Source organism: Streptomyces fagopyri (assembly GCF_009498275.1).
In the GTDB taxonomy this organism is placed as follows: domain Bacteria; phylum Actinomycetota; class Actinomycetes; order Streptomycetales; family Streptomycetaceae; genus Streptomyces; species Streptomyces fagopyri.
On the sequence record NZ_CP045643.1, the window covers coordinates 1,704,686 to 1,725,854 of the forward strand.

The 21,169-nt window shown below is 72.6% G+C and carries 16 protein-coding genes; 5 read left to right on the top strand and 11 right to left on the bottom strand.

Translation table 11 applies throughout. The features are described 5' to 3' along the window. Positions 1 to 193 precede the first annotated feature (193 nt). Entirely contained in the window at positions 194 to 1,225 is a 1,032-nt protein-coding gene (locus GFH48_RS07270; RefSeq protein WP_153292762.1) for an LLM class flavin-dependent oxidoreductase, read from the top strand. 127 nt (positions 1,226 to 1,352) lie between these two features. Continuing rightward, complete coding sequence (locus tag GFH48_RS07275) at positions 1,353 to 3,707, top strand: ATP-binding cassette domain-containing protein (protein ID WP_153287472.1); 2,355 nt, start codon at positions 1,353 to 1,355, stop codon at positions 3,705 to 3,707. Positions 3,708 to 3,896: 189 nt separating this feature from the next. On the opposite strand, the gene GFH48_RS07280 is transcribed toward GFH48_RS07275, so the two are convergent. The 5 genes from GFH48_RS07280 to GFH48_RS07300 form a co-directional block, all read right to left on the bottom strand. After that, positions 3,897 to 4,730 (bottom strand): lysophospholipid acyltransferase family protein, encoded by an 834-nt coding sequence (locus tag GFH48_RS07280; protein ID WP_153287473.1) that lies wholly within the window; start codon positions 4,728 to 4,730, stop codon positions 3,897 to 3,899. After that, complete coding sequence (locus tag GFH48_RS07285) at positions 4,730 to 5,500, bottom strand: GNAT family N-acetyltransferase (protein ID WP_153287474.1); 771 nt, start codon at positions 5,498 to 5,500, stop codon at positions 4,730 to 4,732. The genes GFH48_RS07280 and GFH48_RS07285 overlap by 1 nt, the downstream gene beginning before the upstream one ends. Positions 5,501 to 5,745: 245 nt before the next feature. Beyond that, positions 5,746 to 6,495, bottom strand: coding sequence for a succinate dehydrogenase/fumarate reductase iron-sulfur subunit (locus GFH48_RS07290; protein ID WP_153287475.1), 750 nt, complete (start codon positions 6,493 to 6,495; stop codon positions 5,746 to 5,748). Further along, on the bottom strand, positions 6,492 to 8,450 hold the full coding sequence (locus GFH48_RS07295; protein WP_153287476.1) for a fumarate reductase/succinate dehydrogenase flavoprotein subunit: 1,959 nt from the start codon (positions 8,448 to 8,450) through the stop codon (positions 6,492 to 6,494). Before GFH48_RS07295 ends, GFH48_RS07290 begins: the two co-directional genes overlap by 4 nt. A gap of 2 nt (positions 8,451 to 8,452) precedes the next feature. Continuing rightward, positions 8,453 to 9,124, bottom strand: a complete 672-nt coding sequence (locus tag GFH48_RS07300; RefSeq protein ID WP_153292763.1) for a succinate dehydrogenase — start codon at positions 9,122 to 9,124, stop codon at positions 8,453 to 8,455. 120 nt (positions 9,125 to 9,244) lie between these two features. Here GFH48_RS07300 and GFH48_RS07305 point away from each other — a divergent pair, with 120 nt between their 5' ends. Beyond that, positions 9,245 to 10,126, top strand: coding sequence for a LysR family transcriptional regulator (locus tag GFH48_RS07305; RefSeq protein WP_153287477.1), 882 nt, complete (start codon positions 9,245 to 9,247; stop codon positions 10,124 to 10,126). A gap of 70 nt (positions 10,127 to 10,196) precedes the next feature. On the opposite strand, the gene GFH48_RS07310 is transcribed toward GFH48_RS07305, so the two are convergent. From GFH48_RS07310 to GFH48_RS07335, 6 genes are all read right to left on the bottom strand, one after another. Next, positions 10,197 to 10,976: an oxidoreductase gene (locus GFH48_RS07310; RefSeq protein ID WP_153287478.1), complete on the bottom strand. Its 780-nt coding sequence runs from the start codon at positions 10,974 to 10,976 to the stop codon at positions 10,197 to 10,199. A gap of 119 nt (positions 10,977 to 11,095) precedes the next feature. Further along, complete coding sequence (locus tag GFH48_RS07315) at positions 11,096 to 11,920, bottom strand: alpha/beta hydrolase (RefSeq protein WP_153287479.1); 825 nt, start codon at positions 11,918 to 11,920, stop codon at positions 11,096 to 11,098. 332 nt (positions 11,921 to 12,252) lie between these two features. Next, complete coding sequence (locus tag GFH48_RS07320; protein WP_153287480.1) at positions 12,253 to 14,979, bottom strand: helix-turn-helix transcriptional regulator; 2,727 nt, start codon at positions 14,977 to 14,979, stop codon at positions 12,253 to 12,255. 92 nt (positions 14,980 to 15,071) lie between these two features. Continuing rightward, complete coding sequence (locus GFH48_RS07325; RefSeq protein WP_153287481.1) at positions 15,072 to 17,207, bottom strand: putative bifunctional diguanylate cyclase/phosphodiesterase; 2,136 nt, start codon at positions 17,205 to 17,207, stop codon at positions 15,072 to 15,074. Next, positions 17,204 to 18,016, bottom strand: coding sequence for an SAM-dependent methyltransferase (locus tag GFH48_RS07330; protein WP_153287482.1), 813 nt, complete (start codon positions 18,014 to 18,016; stop codon positions 17,204 to 17,206). The genes GFH48_RS07325 and GFH48_RS07330 overlap by 4 nt, the downstream gene beginning before the upstream one ends. A gap of 468 nt (positions 18,017 to 18,484) precedes the next feature. After that, the gene (locus GFH48_RS07335; protein WP_153287483.1) at positions 18,485 to 19,426 is read right to left on the bottom strand and encodes an SCO0930 family lipoprotein; all 942 of its coding nucleotides are present in this window, start codon (positions 19,424 to 19,426) and stop codon (positions 18,485 to 18,487) included. Between the two features lie 753 nt (positions 19,427 to 20,179). On the opposite strand from GFH48_RS07335, the gene GFH48_RS39690 reads away from it, so the two are divergent. Together GFH48_RS39690 and GFH48_RS07345 are read left to right on the top strand one after the other, a co-directional pair. Further along, a complete protein-coding gene (locus tag GFH48_RS39690; RefSeq protein ID WP_261994579.1) occupies positions 20,180 to 20,308 on the top strand; it encodes a hypothetical protein in 129 nt (42 codons plus the stop codon). Between the two features lie 15 nt (positions 20,309 to 20,323). Beyond that, positions 20,324 to 21,088 (top strand): bestrophin-like domain, encoded by a 765-nt coding sequence (locus tag GFH48_RS07345; protein WP_194280521.1) that lies wholly within the window; start codon positions 20,324 to 20,326, stop codon positions 21,086 to 21,088. Positions 21,089 to 21,169 lie beyond the last annotated feature (81 nt).

The following is a 21,169-nucleotide window of genomic DNA, read 5'->3' on the forward strand; positions in this document are numbered from 1 at the left end:
GTCGCGGGGATCACCCTGGCCTTGCCCGTCCCGGACAGCGGGCGGATCATGGAAGCCGCAGTGGGGAGTGAGCACGGTGACGACCGACAGGAACGGGAGCGGAACCGGAGCCGAGGCCGTTCACTCGGGGCCGGTGAGGCACGACCGGGAGCGGCGCGCCTTCGCGCGAAAGGACCGCCCGACCGGGGCCGGTGTGCGCTTCTCCGTCCTCGACCGCTCCCGCACCCGGGAGGGGCACGACGCCGCCGAGGCGCTGCGCGACACGGTGCGTCTGGCCCAGGAACTCGAACGGCTCGGCTACCACCGGTTCTGGGTCTCGGAGCATCACGGCGTGCCCGGCGTCGCCGGGTCCGCCCCGACGGTACTGGCCGCCGCGGTCGCCGCGGCCACCCGGACCATCCGGGTCGGGACCGGCGGAGTGATGCTGCCGAATCACCGGCCCCTGGTCGTGGCCGAGCAGTTCGGCGTTCTGGAGTCCCTCTTCCCCGGCCGGATCGACATGGGCCTCGGCCGCTCCGTCGGATTCACCGCCGGCGTGCGCAGGGCACTGGGACGGGACAAGGAGGCGGCCGGTTCCGCCGACTTCGCGGCCCAGCTCGACGAGTTGCTGGGCTGGTTCCGCGGCACGTCCCCGACCGGGGTGCACGCGCGCCCCGCCGAGGGGCTGACGGTGCCGGCGTTCGTGCTCGCCCTGGGCGAGGGCGCGGACATCGCGGCACGGGCGGGCCTGCCGCTGGTCATCGGCGACCTCAGGAACCGGGACAGGATGCGGCGCGGGATCGATCACTACCGTACGGCGTTCCGTCCGTCCGACTGGGGGCGCGAACCGTACGTCGTCGTCTCCGGCACGGTCGCGGTCGCGGCGACGCCGGCCGACGCGCACCGGCTGCTGGTCCCGGAGGCCTGGTCGATGGCGTACGCGCGCACGCACGGCACCTTCCCGCCGCTGCCGCCCGCCGAGCGCGTCGAGACCCTGGCGATGACCGCCAAGGAGCGCGACCTCTACGAGTCCGGGCTCACCGGTCAGCTCGCGGGAACCGAGGAGCGGGTCGCCGACGAGCTGGCCGCGGTGCTCGACGAGACGGGTGCGCAGGAGGTGCTCGTCACGACGAGCACCTACGACCGGGGGGCTCTGCTCGATTCCTTCCGCGCGCTCGCCCGGGTCGCGGGACTCACCCCGGCCCAGGACCCGCCGTCCGGACCGGGTGACACCACGGCGCGGTGACGTGCGGCCGGCCCGCACCCCGCCCCCTGATCCGAACGGCGGGCCCAGCTGCCGCGACATTAGAATGGTGGGGTTTGTCCCCACTCCGCACGTCCCCAGGTCGCAGACCCTCCCAGGAGTCCCGTCGATGTCCGATCCGCACGGCCCCCACGACCCCTACGTCCGGGTACGGAACGCCCGTGAGCACAATCTGCGCGGCGTGGACGTCGACATTCCGCGGGACGTCCTCGCCGTCTTCACCGGTGTCTCGGGCTCGGGCAAGTCCTCGCTGGCGTTCGGGACGATCTACGCGGAGGCCCAGCGGCGCTACTTCGAGTCGGTCGCGCCGTACGCGCGGCGGCTGATCCACCAGGTCGGGGCGCCGAAGGTCGGGGACATCACCGGGCTGCCGCCCGCGGTCTCGCTCCAGCAGCGCCGTTCGGCGCCGACCTCACGCTCGTCCGTCGGCACGGTCACCCATCTCTCCAACTCCCTGCGGATGCTGTTCTCCCGGGCCGGCGACCATCCGGCCGGCGCCGAACGCCTCGACTCGGACGCCTTCTCGCCGAACACGGCGGCCGGAGCCTGCCCGGAGTGCCACGGACTCGGCCGCGTCCACCGTACGAGCGAGGAGTTGCTGGTCCCGGACCCCTCACTGTCGATCCGCGCGGGCGCGATCGCCGCGTGGCCCGGTGCCTGGCAGGGCAAGAACCTGCGCGACGTGCTCGACGCGCTGGGCCACGACGTGGACCGTCCCTGGCGCGAACTGCCCGCCGGAGAGCGGGAGTGGATCCTGTTCACGGACGAGCAGCCGGTCGTCACCGTGCACCCGGTGCGGGACGCGGATCGTATCCAACGCCCGTACCAGGGCACGTACATGAGCGCACGGCGCTATGTCATGAAGACCTTCTCGGATTCGAAGAGCGCGCCGTTGCGGGCCAGGGCCGAGCGGTTCCTCAGCAGCGCCCCGTGTCCGGTGTGCGGCGGCGGCCGACTGCGTCCCGAGGCGCTGGCGGTGACCTTCGCCGGGCGGACGATCGCGGAGCTCGCCGCGCTGCCCTTGACCGAGCTGGCGACGACGCTGCGCCCGGACGGGGAGACGGCCCGGGTACTCACGGACGACCTCGGGGCGCGTATCGCCCCCGTCGTCGAACTCGGCCTCGGATACCTCAGCCTCGACCGCGCCACCCCCACCCTCTCCACGGGGGAGCTGCAACGGCTGCGGCTGGCCACGCAGTTGAGGTCCGGACTGTTCGGTGTCGTCTACGTGCTCGACGAGCCGTCCGCCGGTCTGCACCCGGCCGACACCGAGGCCCTGCTCACGGTCCTGGACCGGCTCAGGTCGGCGGGCAACTCGGTGTTCGTCGTGGAGCACCACCTCGACGTCGTACGTGCCGCGGACTGGCTCGTCGACGTCGGTCCGCGGGCGGGCGAGCACGGCGGCCGGGTGCTGCACAGCGGTCCGGTGGCGGAGCTCGCCGGGGTCGAGGCGTCGGCCACGGCCCGCTTCCTCTTCGACCGATCGCCCGCGCCGTCACGTGAAGTCCGTTCCCCGCGCGGACAGTTGAAGGTCGGTCCGGTGCACCGGCACAATCTGCGGGGAGCGACCGCCGAGATCCCGCTCGGCGTGTTCACCGCCGTCACGGGCGTGTCCGGTTCCGGCAAGTCCACACTCATCGGCGAGGTGACGGAGGAGCTGGAGGGGGTCGGCCGGCTCGTCTCCGTCGACCAGCGTCCCATCGGGCGCACCCCGCGCTCCAACCTGGCCACCTACACGGGCCTCTTCGACGTCGTACGCAAGGTGTTCGCCGGGACCGGGGCGGCACGCCGGCGGGACTACGGTGTCGGGCGCTTCTCGTTCAACGTCGCCGGCGGTCGTTGCGAGACCTGTCAGGGCGAGGGGTTCGTGAGTGTCGAACTGCTCTTCCTGCCGAGCACGTACACGCCGTGCCCGGACTGCGGCGGGGCCCGCTACAACCCCGAGACCCTCGAAGTGACCCATCGGGGAAGGAACATCGCGCAGGTGCTGGACATGACGGTGGAGACCGCGGCGGAGTTCTTCGGGGACACCCCGGCCGCGGTCCGCAGCCTCAGCACGCTCCTCGACGTGGGCCTCGGCTATCTGCGCCTCGGCCAGCCCGCGACGGAGCTGTCCGGCGGCGAGGCCCAGCGCATCAAGCTGGCCGGCGAGTTGCAGCGCATCCGCCGCGGGCACACGCTCTACCTCCTCGACGAACCGACGGCCGGGCTGCATCCGGCCGATGTCGAGGTGCTGATGCGCCAGTTGCACGGACTGGTCGACGCGGGCCACACCGTCGTGGTCGTCGAGCACACCATGGCGGTGGTCGCGGGCGCGGACTGGGTGATCGACCTGGGGCCGGGCGGCGGGGACGCCGGCGGCCGGATCGTGGCGGTGGGACCACCGGCCGAGGTCGCGAGGGCGGCGGGAAGCACGACGGCCCCCTATCTGGCCCGCGCGCTCGCCGCGAGGGTCCGGCCGTAGGCGAGGGTCAAGGCGCACGCGAGAGTCCGGCCGTAGGCGACGGCCCCGCCGTGTGCGAGGTCCCGGCGACGACGGCGGTCCGGCCGTACGCGAACGGTCCGGCCGCCGCCCGTGGTGGCGACGGCCGGTCCGGCCGGGTCGTACGCCCCGGGCCGCCGGCGCGACGTACGTCCGGCCGGTGACGGTTCATCAGAGATGGGCGGCCGTCGACGCGAGGCCGTCCCGGGGATGCGGGCCTCCCTGCGCGGCGCGCGCCAGGTCTCGTCGGTCGGTATGGCTGCCCGGCGCGAGCACGGGCCGCACCTCGACCTCCGCGACCAGCCCGCGCGCCGAGACTACCCGCCACAGCGAGGCGAGCAGGGAGTCGTCCCCGACGAAGGCGGGCGCGGTGCTCGCCGCCCCCCGCGCGAACCGGTAGTGCAGACGCACCGGCTGGACCGGCACGCCGGCGTCCAGCGCCGCCTGGAAGACGGCCCGCCGGAAGTGCCCCTGCGCCCTGCCGCACCAGGTGCTGCCCTCGGGGAACGCCACGACGGCGGCACCCTCGCGCAGCAGCCCGGCGATGTGCGCGACCGTGCCCGGCAGGGCGCGCAGCCGGTCGCGTTCGATGAACAGGACACCGCCGCGCGCGGCCAGTGGACCCGCGACCGGCCACCGCCGGATCTCCGACTTGGCGAGCATCCTGGCCGGCCGGACGGCCGCGAGCAGGGGGATGTCGAGCCACGAGATGTGGTTGGCGACCATCAGCAGACCGCCGCCGGGTGCGGCGGCGCCGGTGATCCGGACCCGGACGCCCGCCGCGCGCGCGACACCGCGGGCCCAGGTCCGCACCGCCCGGGACGGGATCCGTCCGCCGACCGGGCAGAGCGCGACGCCGACGACGAGCAGGACGACGACCGCGGTGAGCCGCAGCACGGCCCGCGGTACGGCCGCGACGGATCCCGTGCGTTCCACGCAGGCCCCCGGGGTGCAGGGCGCGCTGGGCAGCCAGACGCTCCGTACCCCGGCGTCGGTGAGCGCCATCAGGCCGGTACGAGCGAGAGGAAGTGCCGCAGATAGCGCGGGTCGACCCGCCGCATCGACAGCAGCACGTACAGGTCGGCGACCCCGAAGTCCGGGTCGTGCGCGGGTTCGGCGCAGACCCAGGCGCCGAGCCGGAGATAGCCGCGCAGCAGCGGGGGCAGCTCGGTGCGCGACGGGCGGGCGACGCCCTCGGCGGACCAGGGCAGCCGTGGCGACACCCGGTACTCCTCGGGCGCCAGGTACTTGGCCCGCACCCGGTCCCAGGTGCCCGCCGCGAGCGCGCCGCCGTCGGCGAGCGGGATCGAGCAGCAGCCCGCGAGCCATTCGTGGCCGCCGTCGACCATGTACCGCGCTATGCCGGCCCAGATGAGGCCGATGACCGCGCCGTCGCGGTGGTCGGGGTGTACGCAGGAGCGGCCGACCTCGACGAGCCCGGGGCGGATCGCGTCGAGCGGGCGGAGGTCGAACTCGCTCTCCGAGTAGAGCCGGCCGGCGACCGCGGCCCGGTCCGGCGGCAGCAGCCGGTAGGTGCCGACGACCTGGTCGGTCAGCGTGTCGCGGACCAGCAGGTGGTCGCAGTAGGCGTCGAAGGAGTCGATGTCGAGGCCCGGCTGCGGAGTGGTCAGCAGGGCGCCCATCTCTCCCGCGAAGACGTCGTGGCGCAGCCGCTGGGCGGCCCGGACGTCCTCCTCGGAGCGGGCGAGGGAGACGGTGTAGCGGGTGGGGGCCAGCGGCTGCGGGGGGCTGTCGAGGGTGGAAACGCCGGTCATGGCACTCTCCTGGTCACGGGCCGGTTCGGCGGTGCGGCGGCGGGCCGTGTCGGTGCGGTCCGCGCGCTCCTGTTCTTCCGATACCGGTTGGCGTGCGCGTGACCTGTGCCAGGAGCCGGGATGTGGGGATGTTGAATGCCAGGGGCTGCCCCCGTGTGCGAGACGGGGCCGGGGATGAGCACCACTCCCGGCCCCGCCCGTCCGCACCTGTCCGGCGAACGCTCCGTGAACAAGTGACCCCGGCGTCAGCGTCGTCCGGCCTTGCGCGTGGCCCGCAGCCACTCCTTGTTCATGCTGGTGATGGAGACCAGCGGGATGCCCTTCGGGCAGGCGGTGGCGCACTCCCCGGCGAGGGTGCACCCGCCGAAGCCCTCCTCGTCCATCTGGGCCACCATGTCGAGCACCCGGGTCTCGCGCTCGGGCGCCCCCTGCGGCAGCACGTTCAGGTGGTTGATCTTCGCGGAGGTGAACAGCATCGCCGCGCCGTTCGGGCAGGCCGCCACGCACGCCCCGCAGCCGATGCACTCGGCGTGCTCGAAGGCGAGGTCGGCGTCCGGCTTCGGCACGGGCGTGGCGTGCGCCTCGGGGGCGGCACCGGTCGGGGCGGTGATGTAGCCGCCGGCCTGGATGATCCGGTCGAAGGCCGACCGGTCGACCACCAGGTCCTTGACGACGGGGAAGGCGGCGGCGCGCCACGGTTCGACGTCGATCGTGTCGCCGTCCCGGAAGGAACGCATGTGCAGCTGGCAGGACGTCGTGCGTTCGGGGCCGTGGGCGTCACCGTTGATGACGAGCGAGCACGCGCCGCAGATGCCCTCGCGGCAGTCGTGGTCGAAGGCGACCGGGTCCTCCCCCTTGAGGATGAGCTCCTCGTTGAGGGTGTCGAGCATCTCCAGGAAGGACATGTCGGCCGAGATGTCGTCCACTTCGTACGTGGACATCGCTCCGTCGGCGTCGGCGTTCTTCTGGCGCCAGACGCGCAGGGTGAGCTTCATGCGTAGCTCCGCTGGGTGGGGTGTACGTACTCGAAGACGAGGTCTTCCTTGTGCAGGACGGGTGCGGCGCCGGTGTCGGTGAACTCCCAGGCGGCCGCGTACGAGAACTCCTCGTCCCGGCGTTCCGCCTCGCCGTCCGGGGTCTGGGACTCCTCGCGGAAGTGGCCGCCGCAGGACTCCGCCCGGTGCAGCGCGTCGAGGCACATGAGCTCGGCGAGCTCCAGGTAGTCGACGACGCGATTGGCCTTCTCCAGCGACTGGTTGAACTCCTCGCCGGTGCCGGGGACCTTGATCCGCCGCCAGAACTCCTCGCGGATCTGGGGGATCCGCTCCAGTGCCTTGCGCAGTCCCGTCTCGGTGCGGGCCATACCGCAGAACTCCCACATGAGTTCACCGACCTCGCGGTGGAAGGAGTCGGGGGTGCGGTCGCCGTCGACGGCGAGGAGCAGCCGCAGCCGGTCCTCGGTCTCCGCCATCACCTCCTGGACGGCGGGGTGTTCGTCGGTGACCTCCTCGTGGTGCGGGTTTCGGGCGAGGTAGTCGTTGATCGTGGCCGGCAGGACGAAGTAGCCGTCGGCGAGGCCCTGCATCAGGGCCGAGGCGCCGAGGCGGTTGGCCCCGTGGTCGGAGAAGTTGGCCTCGCCGATCGCGAACAGGCCGGGGACGGTGGTCTGGAGGTCGTAGTCGACCCAGAGTCCGCCCATCGTGTAGTGCACGGCCGGGTAGATCCGCATCGGGACGGTGTACGGGTCCTCGGCGGTGATCCGGGCGTACATGTCGAAGAGGTTGCCGTACTTCTCCTCGACCTTCGCCTTGCCCATGCGTCCGATGGCGTCGGCGAAGTCCAGGTAGACGCCCTGTCCGCCGGGGCCCACTCCCCTGCCCTCGTCGCACACGTTCTTCGCGGCGCGGGAGGCGATGTCGCGGGGCACCAGGTTGCCGAAGGACGGGTAGATGCGCTCCAGGTAGTAGTCGCGCTCGTCCTCGGGGATCTCGTTCGGCGGGCGGGTGTCGCCGGCGGCCTTCGGGACCCAGATGCGGCCGTCGTTGCGGAGCGACTCGCTCATCAGCGTCAGTTTGGACTGGTGGTCGCCGGTGCGCGGGATGCAGGTGGGGTGGATCTGGGTGAAGCAGGGGTTGGCGAAGTAGGCGCCGCGCCGGTGGGCCCGCCAGATCGCGGTGGCGTTGGAGTTCATGGCGTTCGTCGAGAGGTAGAAGACGTTGCCGTAGCCGCCGCTGGCCAGGACGACCGCGTCCGCGTAGTACGTGTCGACGCGGCCCGTGACCAGGTCGCGGGCGACGATTCCGCGCGCTCTGCCGTCCACCACGATCAGGTCGAGCATCTCGGTGCGCGGGTGCATCTCGACGGTGCCCGCGGCGATCTGGCGGGACAGCGCCTGGTAGGCGCCGAGCAGCAGTTGCTGGCCCGTCTGGCCGCGGGCGTAGAAGGTGCGGGAGACCTGGACGCCGCCGAAGGAGCGGGTGTCGAGCAGGCCGCCGTACTCACGGGCGAAGGGGACGCCCTGGGCGACGCACTGGTCGATGATCTCGACGGAGATCTGCGCGAGCCGGCGGACGTTGGACTCCCGGGCCCTGAAGTCCCCGCCCTTGACGGTGTCGTAGAACAGCCGGTGGACGGAGTCGCCGTCGTTGCGGTAGTTCTTGGCCGCGTTGATGCCGCCCTGGGCGGCGATCGAGTGGGCCCGGCGGGGTGAGTCCTGGTAGCAGAACTGGACGACGTGGTAGCCCTGTTCGGCGAGGGTGGCGCCGGCGGAGCCGCCCGCGAGGCCGGTGCCCACGACGATCACCCGGTGCTTGCGGCGGTTGGCGGGGTTGACCAGCTTGGCCTCGAAGCGGCGGGTGTCCCAGCGCTCGTTGATCGGTCCTCGCGGAGCCTTGTCGTCGGCGACCGGCTCACCGGTCGCGTAGTCGGTGTATGCGGACGATGCGGTCATGTTCAGCTCACCACTCCGGTCATCACGGCCACGGGTACGGCGATGAAGCCCGCGGTCAGCACCAGCGCGAGGACGTTGGCGATGGTCTTGAGGGCGCGGTCGCGGGTGTGGCTGCCGGCGCCCAGGGTCTGAGCCGCGCTCCAGAAGCCGTGCCGGATGTGCAGGCCGAGCGCGAGCATGGCGACGATGTAGATCACGTCGCCGTACCAGGTCGAGAAGGTGTCGACGACGTTCTGGTACGGGTGTCCGGACTGGAAGCCACCGGAGTGCACGGTGCCGGTCGTCAGGTCGAGGAGGTGCCAGACGATGAAGAGGCCGAGGATGATCCCGCCCCAGCGCATGGTGCGCGTGGCGTAGCTCGACCGGGGCTTCGTGTGGACGTACCGGCTGGGGCGCGCCCGGATGTCGCGGCGGCTCAGCTGGTAGGCGGCGGTGGCGTGCGCGACGACGGCGAGGACCAGGACCACGCGGATGATCCACAGGGCCCACTCGTAGTGCAGGAACGGTTCACCAATGGTGCGCAGCCAGTGCGCGTAGTGGTTGAAATCGCCCGCGCCGAAGAAGATCTTCAGGTTGCCGAGCATGTGGACGACCAGGTAGAGCAGCATGATCAGGCCGCTCACCGCCATCACGGTCTTCTTCCCGAGCGAGCTGTCCCACACGGTGCGGGTGATGGACGGTCGTCGGTCCGTCCGCGTTGCCAGTGCCATGGCTCAGCACGGTAGGCCGCGGAGGGCCGATCGGTCCAAGACATGGAATGGCTCGTTTCGATAGGGGCGACCTATCATGAGGGGATGCAGTTCCAGCAGCTCCAGTACTTCGTGGCGGTCGCCGAGACCCGGCACTTCACCCGGGCCGCCGAGCTGGTGCATGTCGCCCAGCCGTCCCTGTCCCAGCAGATCAAGTCGCTGGAGAGGGAGTTGGGGGCGGATCTCTTCCTGCGGGCGCGCGGCAACATCACGCTGACCGACGCGGGCGAGGCACTGCTGCCGCTGGCCCGCCGCATCCTCGCCGACGCGGACACCGCTCGGCAGGAGGTGCAGGAGCTGGCCCAGTTGCGCAGCGGCCGGGTCCGCCTCGGCGCCACCCCGAGCGTGTGCACCGGCCTGCTGCCCGATGTGCTGCGCGCCTTCCACGACCGGTATCCCGGCATCCGGCTACTGATCGAGGAGGGCGGCTCCCACGACCTCGTCCGGGAGCTCGCCCGCGGCGCGCTCGACCTCGCCCTGGTCGTGCTCCCGCTGCCGACTCCGTCCCCGGCGCTGACCACGGTGGAACTGCTGCGCGAGGATCTGGTGGTGGTGTCCTCGCCGGAGTCACCCGCGCCCGGTGGGGGCCGTACGGTCCGCGTCCCCGACCTGGAGGGCGCGCGCATGGTCATGTTCCGGCACGGCTACGACCTGCGGGAACTGACGGTGGCCGCGTGCCGTGCCGAGGGCTTCGAGCCGGACTTCGCGGTGGAGGGCGGCGAGATGGACGCCGTACTGGGTTTCGTCCGCTCGGGCCTGGGACTGGCCGTCGTCCCGCGCATGGTCGCGACGCGGTCCGGGCGGGGCCTGCGGGTCACCCCGCTGGCCCCGCCCGGACTGCACCGGACGATCGCGCTCGCGCACCGCAGTGACGTCGCGCCGCCGCGGGCCGCCCGGGAGCTCCAGCGGATGCTGCTGGAGCGCTGAACCGGTCCGGTCACCACGGGGGCGCGGAGATCACCGGGTGCCGATGAAGATCACCGCGTGGGGACGAGGATCACCGGGTGGGGATGAAACCGCCGTCGATCACCAGGTCGCTGCCGGTGATGTTGCGGGCGCGGTCACCGGCCAGGAAGAGGACCAGTTCGGCGACCTCGGACGGCTGGGAGAAGCGGCCCGTGACGGTGGCGCCGGACACCTGCGCGACCACGTCGTCCGGGGTGATCCCGGCGGCGGCCGAGACGGTCTCGGCCACTCCTCCGCCGCCGAGCCACAGCTCGGTCTCCACCGGACCCGGGCTGACGGTGTTGACCCGGATGCCCTTCGGGCCGACCTCCTTCGACAGCGCCTTGGAGAAGGCGACCAACGCGGCCTTGCCCGCGCTGTAGTCGATCACCAGGGGATCGGGCAGGGTGGCGTTGACCGACGCGACCGTCACCACGGAACCGTCGCCGGCGGCCAGCATCACCGGCAGGGCGGCCCGGGTCACCCGTACGGCGGTCAGCAGGTTCAGGTCGACGGTGCGCCGCCAGTCCTCGTCGGTCACCGAGAGGAAACCGCCGGTGCGGGCGGGGGCGGCGCCCACGTTGTTGACGAGGATGTCGACGCGTCCGCCGGCCGCAGCGACCAGGTGTTCGGCGGCGCCCGGTTCGGCGAGGTCGACCGGGACCCAGGTGACCGGTCCCTCCTTGACCAGCGTGTCCAGTTCCTCCGTCGTGGTACGGGACCCGGCGACGACCGTCGCGCCCGCTCCGGCCAGCGCCTGGGCGATGGCCAGTCCGATGCCCTTGCTGGCACCGGTGACGATGGCGGTCCGGCCCTGAAGTTCCGTGCTCATTCTTCTCAACTCCTTTTGTGCGGCGCCCGGTTCGAAGGGCGTCGGATGTGGTGCGGGTGGCTGGGGGTCTTGTGTGGAGGGGTGGAGGGGGAGGCCGCTGGCGGCCGGTTCGGGTTCGGTCAGGTGCGGGAGGTGCCCCGGCCCGGGATCCCCTGACAGGCCAGCCACCGCAGCGCGTGGTCGGCCACCGTGCGCCAGCCGTGGTCGACGACGAGGGAGTGGCCGCGGTCGGGGAACTGCTTGAGCTCGGTGACCGCCGGTGAGTCGCCGTAGAGCTTGTACGCGGAGCGGGTCACCACGTCGGGAACGGTGTGGTCGGCCTGGCCGGAGATCAGCAGCAGCGGGCCGCGGTCCGCGTTGCCGGTGGCCACCGCCGCCGGGGAGTGCCGGGCGAAGTTGGCGAACGCGGCCTGGAACAGCGGCCGTCCGGGCGAGGGAATGGTGTGGCGCTCGTACAGTTCGTCCGACTCGGTCCGCTCCAGCGCGTTGCCGAAGCCGTAGCGGAACTGCGCGGCGGTCAGGGAGACCGCGCGGCGCCGGTTCGCGGGGTTGCCCAGGACGGGGAAGCCCGCGCGCAGCTGCGCCGGGGGCAGCGCCTTGACGCCCTTGATCTGGGCGGGGTCGATGGCGATCGCGGCCCGGCCGAGGCCCGCGCCGAGCAGCTTCTGCGCGATCAGGCCGCCGAAGGAGTGTCCGACGAGCACCGGCGGGCGCTCCAGGGCACGGATGATTCCGGCGTAGTGCTCGGTGACCTCGTCGATGCCGAGTCCCGCGACGGCCTCGGGGTGCCGCCGGGCCTCGGCGACGGTGGCGGCCTCGCCGGGCCAGCCGGGGGCCAGCGGCGCGTAGCCGTGCTCGTCGGCCAGGTCGGCCCAGGGCTGCCACGAGGTGGCGTGCAGCCAGAGGCCGTGGATGAGGACGACGGGGGTGCGCGAGTCGGGCATGGCCTTCTCCTGGACTCCTCGGGGCCGCCTCCGGGGGCGGGGCGACGGGTCCACCATCGCCGGGCGGTCACGGGTACCGCATCGGTCGAATGACTCTGGTGACCGACTGACGCCCGGGGTCACCGGCCCACCGCCACGGCGACCGGCCGCCACGGCGAGCCACCGGCGACCACGGTGGACGGCCGACACGGCGACCCACCGGCGACCACGGTCGACGGCCGACACAACGACACACCCACCACCACGACCACCCACCGACACGACGACACGCCGGTGACCGCGGTGACCGGCATGCGGTTGTGGGGCCCGGGGGCGAGCGTCCCGGCGGGGACTCATCCGGCCTCGGTGGAGTTCCCCGCCAGCGCGTCCCGCAGTGAGGCCCGGGAGGAGATGCCGAGCTTGGGGAACACCCGGTAGAGGTGCGCTCCGACCGTGCGGGGCGACAGGAAGAGCCGGGCGCCGATCTCCTTGTTGCTCAGTCCGCTCGCGGCGAGTTCGGCGATCTGCCGCTCCTGCGCGGTGAGCGCCGAGGCCGCGCCGTGCGCGCTCTGCGGCGTGGCGGCGCCGGCGGCGCGCAGTTCGGCCCGGGCCCGCCGGGCCCAGGGCACCGCGCCGAGCCGGTCGAAGACCTCGGCGGCCTGTTCGAGAACGGTCCGGGCGGCCGCCCTCTCCCGGGCCCGGCGCAGCCACATGCCCTGGGCCAGCCGCACCCTGGCCAGCTCGAAGGGGAACTCCGCCCCGGCGGGGTGGGCCACCGCCCGCTCGTACGCGGCCCGCGCCTGCGTGTCGTCGGCGGTCATCGCCAGGGCGGCGGCGGTGAGGAAGCCGAGGCGCGGTGAGATCGCGGGAAGTCCCTGGTCCCGGGCCGCCTCGGCGTGCGCCCGGGCCTGTTCGGCGCGGCCGGTGTGGACGGCCGACTCCACCAGGTCCAGCAGGGTGCGCAGGGCCTGCTGCGAGCAGGGCGCGAACGTGCCGGGCGCGGTGAGGCCCCCGGCATAGGCGTACGCCCCTTCGAAGTCGCCCGCGGTGAGGTGCGCGGCGGCGCCGATGGCCTCGGCGAGCTGGGTGAGGTGGCCGACACCGCGCGGCCGGGCCCAGCGGTCCAGGCGGTTCAGCGCAGCGGTGGCGCGTTCGGTGTCGCCCCGCCAGGCGGCGATCAGTCCGAGGAAGCCGTGGTACTGGTGCGCGAAGAGCGCGTAGCCGTGGGCGGCGGTGAGGTCCAGGCCGCGTCCGCCGGTGCGCTCGGCGTCGTCCCATTCGCCGCTGTCGATCTGGTCGAGCATGACCAGTTGCAGCAGGGTCATCGCGTTGGTGACGGCTCCGCTGCCCACCTCCCGGTCGGCGACCCGGCGCACCAGCAGGCGCTGGTCGCCCAGCGCGTCGAGGTGGTAGGCCGCGACCCCGAGCCGCATGACGTCCCACGGCTGTTCCTCGCCGAGCCGGGCGAACGCGTCCTGGACCCGCTCGCGTGCACCCGCCCCGCGCCGGGCGACATCGCCGAACGCGTCGCGGTAGAGCGAGGTGGCCGGGGTGACCGGGGCAGCGTCCACCAGGGCGTCGGTGACCGTCCAGAGGGCCGGATCGGCGGCGAACAGGCTGATGGCGAGCAGCAGGTTGAGCAGCCGGGTTCGGGTCTCCGGGTCACTGTCCGGGGGCAGGGACCCGAGCGCCGCGGCGACCCGGCGGTGCGCGGAGTTGACGTCGCCGTCCCGGTACAGCGCCGCGTACGCCGAGGTGATCACCGCGGTGGGCGACTGGTGGGCGCCGGCCAGCCGGTCGGAGACCTCCCGCAGTTCCTGCGCCTGGTCGAGGAGCGCGGACTGCGCCGCCACGTAGGCCGCGTCGCCGAGGCGGCGGGAGCGCGCCGCGGAGCCGGGGCTCAGTTCGGCGGCGCGGGTCAGCAGCGCGACGGCGGACGCCGCCGCGCCGCGGGCCGTGGCCGAGCGGGCGGCGCGCTCCAGGACGGCGGCGACGGCCTCGTCGGGGTCGACGGTGGCGGCCGCGAGGTGGGCGGCGTGGCGTTCGACGTCGGCGTGGTGCAGCCGGGCCAGTTCCGCGTGCGCGGCGCGCCGCTCGTTCGGGGTGGCGGACTGGAGCAGTGCCGAGCGGACCAGCGGATGGCGGAAGACGGGGTCGCCGGTGGCCGCGTCCACGGTGAGCAGTCCGGCGGCCAGCGCGCCGTCGACGTCGCCGAGCCGGTAGCGGGCCCGGTCGGCCGGTGACGGTGCCGCGCCGGTGCCGTCGAGGGCGCCTCGCAGCAGCTCGGTGCGCTCGGCGGCGGCGAGCGTCCTGATCCGGTCGCCGTAGAGCTGTTCGAGGCGCCGGGACAGGGGCAGCTCGCCGGGCCCGGTGCCGGGGGCCGAGCCCTCGCGCAGCGCGCGCGGGAGTTCCAGCAGGGCGAGCGGGTTGCCGCGGGCCTGCTCGAGGATCTGGTGGCGGGCGCCGTCGGCGAGGTCCGGGGCGTGCGCGTCGAGGAGCAGGGCGGCCGCGTGCGCGTCCAGGGCCGGGACCGTCAGTTCGGGGAGCCCCGCCGCGTCCCAGGCCGAGGCGACGTCGGCCCGTACCCCGATGGCCATCCGAACGGCGTGCGCCGACAGCCGGCGGGCGATGAACCGGCCCACCTCGGCGCTCTGCGGGTCGAACCAGTGGGCGTCGTCGACGACCACGAGCAGCGGCCTGTCGCCGGACACCAGTGCCAGCAGGTCGAGTACGGCGACGCCGAGCGCCATCACCGAGGGCGCCTCGCCCGCCGTACGCCCGAAGACGGTGTCGAAGGCCGCGCGGGTGACCCGGTCGAGGCCGGCGGCCTGCGGGAGCAGCGGATGCAGGATCTGGTGCAGGCCCGCGAACGGCAGCTCCGACTCCGCCTCCACGCCGGCCGTGCGGACGACCCGGTGTCCGAGGGCGAGGGACCGTGCCGCGGCGGCGTCCAGCAGGACGCTCTTGCCGACGCCCGCCTCGCCCCGCAGCAGCAGGGCCCGTCCGTCGGGTGACTCGGCCAGCCCGGACAGCGCGGAGAGCTCCGTCTCCCGGCCGACGATCGGCCCCTCGTCCGCCATGCCCCTGCCTCCCGCTCCTGCCCGGTGCCTCGTCACCCGCTCCGGACCGCCCGGTGGTCTCCTGTCCAGGAGACCACCGGGCGCGCGAAGCCTCAGCCGGTGGCGTCGACCAGGGCCAGTTCGTGCAGGCGCTCCGGCGGGCCCGGCCGGGCGTAGTACCAGCCCTGGGCGGTGTCGCAGCCCAGTATCCGCAACTGTTCCGCCTGGGCGCCCGTCTCGACGCCCTCGACGGTGACCGCGAGGTCGAGGCTGTGGGCGAGCGAGACGATTCCCTCGACGATCTTGAGGTCGACGGGGTCCGCCGGGAACTGCTGCATGCCCTGGGTGAACGAGCGGTCCAGCTTGAGGATGCTCACGGGCAGCCGGCGCAGGTTGGCGAGGTTCGAGTAGCCGGTGCCGAAGTCGTCGAGGGCGATGTCCACGCCCATCTCGGCGAGTCGGCGCAGCGGCTTGAGGAGGTCGTCGTCGGCGCCGATCAGCGCGGACTCGGTGACCTCCAGGCACAGCGCGGCGGCGTCGAGGCCCTCGCGCTCCAGGATGTCCACGGTGTCCTGGACGAGACCCGGATGGGTCAACTGGCACGGCGACAGGTTGACGTTGATCCGCAGGGGGCCGGCCCCGGCACGTCGTTCCTGCCACTGGCGGGCCTGCCGGACCGACTGCTCCAGGACCCAGCGGCCGAGCGGCACGATCAGTCCGGTGTGCTCGGCGAGCGGGATGAACTGGTCGGGTCCGAGTACGCCGTGCTGTGGGTGCAGCCAGCGCACCAGCGCCTCCGCGCCGTGCACGCTGCCGTCGCCGAGGTGCACCAGCGGCTGGTACTCGATGAAGAACTCGCCCCGGTCGAGGGCCGCCGGGAGCGCCGTGGTGAGCCCGTGCCGGGTGATGGCGCGCGCGTCGGCCTCGGGGTCGGCGAGCTCGAAGCGGTTGCCGCCCGCGGACTTGGCCCGGTACATCGTGATGTCGGCGCTGCGCAGCACCTCCGCCGGGCCGCGTTCGCCCGCCGGTCCCTCGACGATGCCGATGCTCCCGCGCACGGCCAGTTCGCGGCCGTCGATGCTGATCGGGGTGACCAGGGCGTTCATGATGCGCCCGGCGAGTTCGTCGACCTCGCGCTCGGTGTCGGGGCCGATGGTGAGGGCCACGAACTCGTCGCCGCCCAGCCGGGCGACCATCTCACCGGGCGCGGTCGCGCAGGACTGCAGCCGGTCGGCGACCTCCACGAGCAGCCGGTCCCCCGCGGCGTGCCCAAGGCTGTCGTTGATGGTCTTGAAGCCGTCGAGGTCGAGATAGCACAGCCCGAACCGCTGGTTGTCGCCCGCGGACAGCGCCTTCTCCAGCCGCTCGAAGAAGAGGGTCCGGTTGGGCAGTCCGGTGAGCGCGTCGTGCGTGGCCTCGTAGCGCAGCCGCAGATTGAGCAGCCGGCGCTCGGTGGTGTCCTCCATGAGGGCGAGCTGGTACTGGGGTTCACCGTCCGGGTCGCGCAGCAGGGACACCGTCAGATTGGTCCACAGGGCGGTGCCGTCGGGCCGGTAGAAGGCCTTTTCGACGTGGTAGTGCTCCCGCTCGCCGCTGACCAACTCCTCGTAGAGCTTCCAGACTTGGGGCGCGTCGTCGGGGTGTGTCCACTCGGGGACCCGGCGGCCGCGCATCGTCTGCTCGGAGCCGCCGAACATCCGCAGCAGGGCTCCGTTGGCCTGCAGGATGTTGCCTTCGAGGTCGGCGATGGCGATGCCTATGGCCGCGCCCTCGAAGACCGCGCGGAAGCGGGCCTCACTGGCGTGCAGTGCCTCGGCCACCGTGCTGCGCGCGTTCAACGCGGCCTGGTAGATGGCCTCCTGTTCGCTGAGCGTCCGCTCCCGCAGGGCCTGCGCGAATCCGGCGGCCATGGCGTGCTGCAGGCGGGCCGAGCGGGTGCGCAGGGCCTCCTGCGGTCCGTCCTCGCCGCAGTAGAGCACCAGATAGGCGTCCACGCAGTCGAGGGTGCGGCTCAGTGCCTCCGGATCGGTGCAGTGCGCGGAGACGATCGCGGCGCCGACCGCGTGCCCCTCGGTCGCCTGGAAGGTCCTGGCTCGCAGTGCCTCGCTCAACCGCCTTGCCAGCGGTACGAGTTGCTGCTCGAACTCAGGCCGGGTCAGCGAGGTCGAGGTGACCGGGAAGACCGCCCGGCTCCAGATCGTCGCGAACCTGCGGAGTCTGTCCTCCGGCCCGTCCGGCTCCGCGATCACGCCGTGCGCCCCACGCCCGCGAACCCGGAGAAGGAATAGGGATCCTCGTCCTCGGGCGCGGTGTCGGGCCGCCACATCGGCATCGGCACCAGTCCGGGTTCCACCATGTCGTACCCCTCGAAGAACCGCGCGATCTCCTCGCGCGAGCGCATGATCAGCGGGTTGCGGATGTCCTTGTACACGTCGACCGCGCCCTCGGCCCGCTCCGCCGGGAGCGGGATTCCCTCGTACGCGGCGTGCGTGACCACGAGCAGGCTGCCCGGCGCGAGCGCGTCACGCAGTTCGGCCACCGCAGCGTACGGGTCGTCCGCGTCCTCCACGAAGTGAAGTATGGCAACGAGCAGCAGGGCGACCGGCCGGTTCAGGTCGATCAGCCGCTGCACCTCGGCGCTCGCCAGGATCTCCTGGGGCTTGAGCAGATCGGCCGCGACCACGTCCGTGTCCTCGACGTCCCGCAGGACGGCCTCGCTGTGCGCGACGGCGACCGGATCGTGGTCGACGTACACGACGTGCGCACCGGGACGGGCCGCCCGGGCGACCTCGTGGACGTTGCCGAAGGTCGGGATGCCGGAGCCGATGTCGAGGAACTGCGAGATGCCCTCGTCCGCCGCGAAGCGCACGGCGCGGCGCATGAACGCCCGGTTCGCCTGCATGACCTTGGGCAGTCCGGGCATGAACTCCATCGCCTTGCGGGCGGCTTCCCGGTCGACCTCGAAGTTGTGCGAACCGCCCAGGTAGTAGTCATAGATACGGGACACGCTCGGCACCGAGATGTCAATGCTGCGTGGGGCCCAGGCGGGACGCTCCATCTATCTCTCCAAGGCGTAGTCGACGGCGTAGGCGATCCGGTGTTCGAGCTGAGGCTACTGATCGCCCGCCAAACGGGCGAGTCAAAACGGAAATTGACCGTCCGTTCACCGGCACTGCCTACGGCATGTGCCGAATCTGCCGCTGTGCGGGGCCTTCGGACACGCCGTCGGGTGTCACCGCGAAATCGATGCGAAGCATTCCAAAAAGTTCCCGGGAGTCACGAAGCGTCGCCATGCCGTTCCCGGTGACGGGTATCCCCGGTGTGGAAAATTCTCCGGTCCCGGGGCCTCCGGCCGGTGCGGGCGCGCACGGCGAAAGGTCCGCCCCCTCCGTGCGGTGCGGAGGGGGCGGACCGGGGTCGCGCGCTGTGCTCTGTTCGTCCGACACTCTTGCCAGTTCTGATCCACTCTCCCTTCCGCGTTCCGTTGCTCTGCGGACGAGACGACCAACCCTGGGGAGGTGATCCTCTACTTCTGCGCGCCGACCGGCTTTCCGTCGGGGGCGACGGCGTACCACGTGCCGCCCACGCCCTGACCGTTGGTGTCCCCGGCCTTCGTGTCACCGGAGAAGGTGTAGATGGGCCAGCAGTTGACGGTCATCTGCTTGGCGCCGTCGGGGCGGGTGAAGCCCATCAGGCCCTTCTTCTGGACGCCCTTGGTGTCGGCGGCCTTGACCGGAGCGACGGCGGGCCACTTCTCCAGGCAGGCGCCGACACAGGCGGACTTGGAGACCGGCCAGGCCTGGTCCTTCATGAAGCGGTAGACCGTCATGCCGTTCTTGTCGACGACGATCTCGCCGAGCTTGGGGTCCTTGCGGGTCGACAGGCCCGGCAGGGCGGCCAGCGTGGCCTTCTTGCCGTCGGGGGCGGACGCGTACCAAATGCCGCCGACGCCCTGGCCGTTGGTGTCGCCGGCCTTCGTGTCCTTCGCGAACCGGTACATGGGCCAGCCGCCGATGGTCAGCTGCTTGGTGCCGTCCTTGCGGGTGACCTCGCCGAGCAGGGCCTTGTCCACCCCGGTGGCGGCCGTGGCGCCGTCGGCGGGAACGGCGGGCCAGGCCTTCGCGCAGTCGCCGTCACAGTTCGACTTCGGCGGCTCGGCGGTGTCCTTCTCGAAGCGGTACAGGGTGAATCCGGCGCTGTCGGTCAGCACCTTGCCGAGCGTCGTGCTCTCCGCGACGGCGAGCTGCCCGGCGGACTCCGCCTGGGCCGCCGCGCCCTGCTGGTCGGCGCCGTAGCCGTTCGGGGTCGCGGTGCTGCTGGCCTGGCCGTATCCATTGGCGGCCGCGGCGGCGCCGACGTTCTGGCTGCCCGTCGACTGGGTGCCCGAATCCTGACCGCACGCCGTCGTGAGCGCCAGCACGGCCGCAGCTGTCGCTACGAGGGAGGCGCTCCGCCAGGAGGTCTTCATTGGGTAACTCCCACTGTTCGCATAAGGGTTGCAGCGCCCTGCAGCGCCGCGCATGGCCCTAGGTACGGGCGGGAGTGGCGGTTGTGTTCAACCGGCCCACAAAAAACTTTCGGAACGCTGTGACAGCGCCCGCAGCCGGAACCCGGACGGCTGTCCGCGGCACATCCGTTCCCTTGCTCTCGCACACCTGCGCCCGTCCGGCCGCCCGCTCCCGCGCGACCGTCAAACCGCCCCGGTCCACAAGTCCTCCGTTCGGGGCAATACCCCACCACTCGCGCGCGCGTGGGGGCGGCACGCCTCATGATCTCGGTCGTGCATGCACCACAGCGGACCCCGTCCGCCCTCGTCATACGGGTACTGGCGCTGCTGACGCTGACCTGGATCCTCGGCGGTGCGCCGGTCTCGTCCGCGGTCGCGGACGCCTGCGCGTACGCCTCCGTCGGCCCGGACGGCACGGAGGCCGTGGCGGTCGCCGGCGACGGGCTCTGCACCGTCAGCCCCGCACCGCCCACGCCGACACCCACGCCGACGCCCACGCCGACACCCACCCCGAAACCACCTCCACCGCCGCCGCCACCGCCGCCTCCACCACCCAGACCCAGGCCGACCCCACCACCACCGCCCCCGCCACCCCCTCCGCCGGCTCCCCGGCCCGTCGCCGTGGCACCGGCGCCGAGGCCCGCGCCACCACCACCGCCCCCTCCGACGCCCACACCGACGCACAGGGCCCGTCCTCAGCCGTCGCCCACCCCGGTGAGCTACCCGGTGTACCGCGCCCCGGCGCACAAGCACGCGGTCCGCAGCGGACCGTCCCTGGTCTCGCTCACCCTGCTCGTCACCGTGCCCGCGGTGCTCGCCGTCGCGGCGCTGCGCCCGCGCTGACCCTTGGAGACAACTTTGTCGGATTGGCTTGTTCTCGTCCTCGCGATGGCGGCCGCGTGCCTCGTGGTCCTCGTCGTGGCGCTGCTGCGCAACCGGCGCGCCCCCGAGGACGAGGATCCGTCCGAGACCCCGGACGTGATCGAGTACATGACCATGATGATCGGCGTGGTCTACGCCATCGTCCTGGGGCTGGCCATCGCCGGCGTCTGGGAGGCGCGCAGCGCCGCCCAGGATCATGTACAGACCGAGGCCCAGGCCCTGCACGAGATCTCGGAGCGGGTCCGGGTCTACCCGCCGGACGTACGGGACCGCATCCGCGGGGACGTGGACGCGTACGTCAAGCAGGTCGTCACCACCGAGTGGAAGACCATGGCGGACCACGGGCGGGTGACCGCCGAGGGCGGCCGGCTCTTCGACCGCATCCGCGCGGACGTCACCGACTACCAGCCGAAGACGGACTTCGAGGCCCAGGCCTACCAGCCGCTCGTCGACCAGGTGACCGCGGCCGACACCGCGCGCAACTCACGGGCGGAGTCGACCGGGGCGACCATGCCGGGCGTGGTGTGGTTCGGGCTGATCACCGGTGCCGTCGTCACGATCGGGATGGTCTTCGCGCTGCAGATCCGGCGCACCCGGCGGGAACTGATCCTGGCCGGGCTCTTCTCGGCCCTGATCGCCTTCCTGCTCTTCCTGATCTGGGACTTCGACGCGCCCTACAGCCGGGGCATCGCGGCCTCGGCCGAGCCGTTCCTGACACTGTTCCCCCACCTTCCGGGGTGACGGGACCGCACGGGAAGTCCCGATAGCGACCGCGCGGCCGGGGGACGGGCCACCTGGTGCACCCGTCCCCCGGCCGCGCGC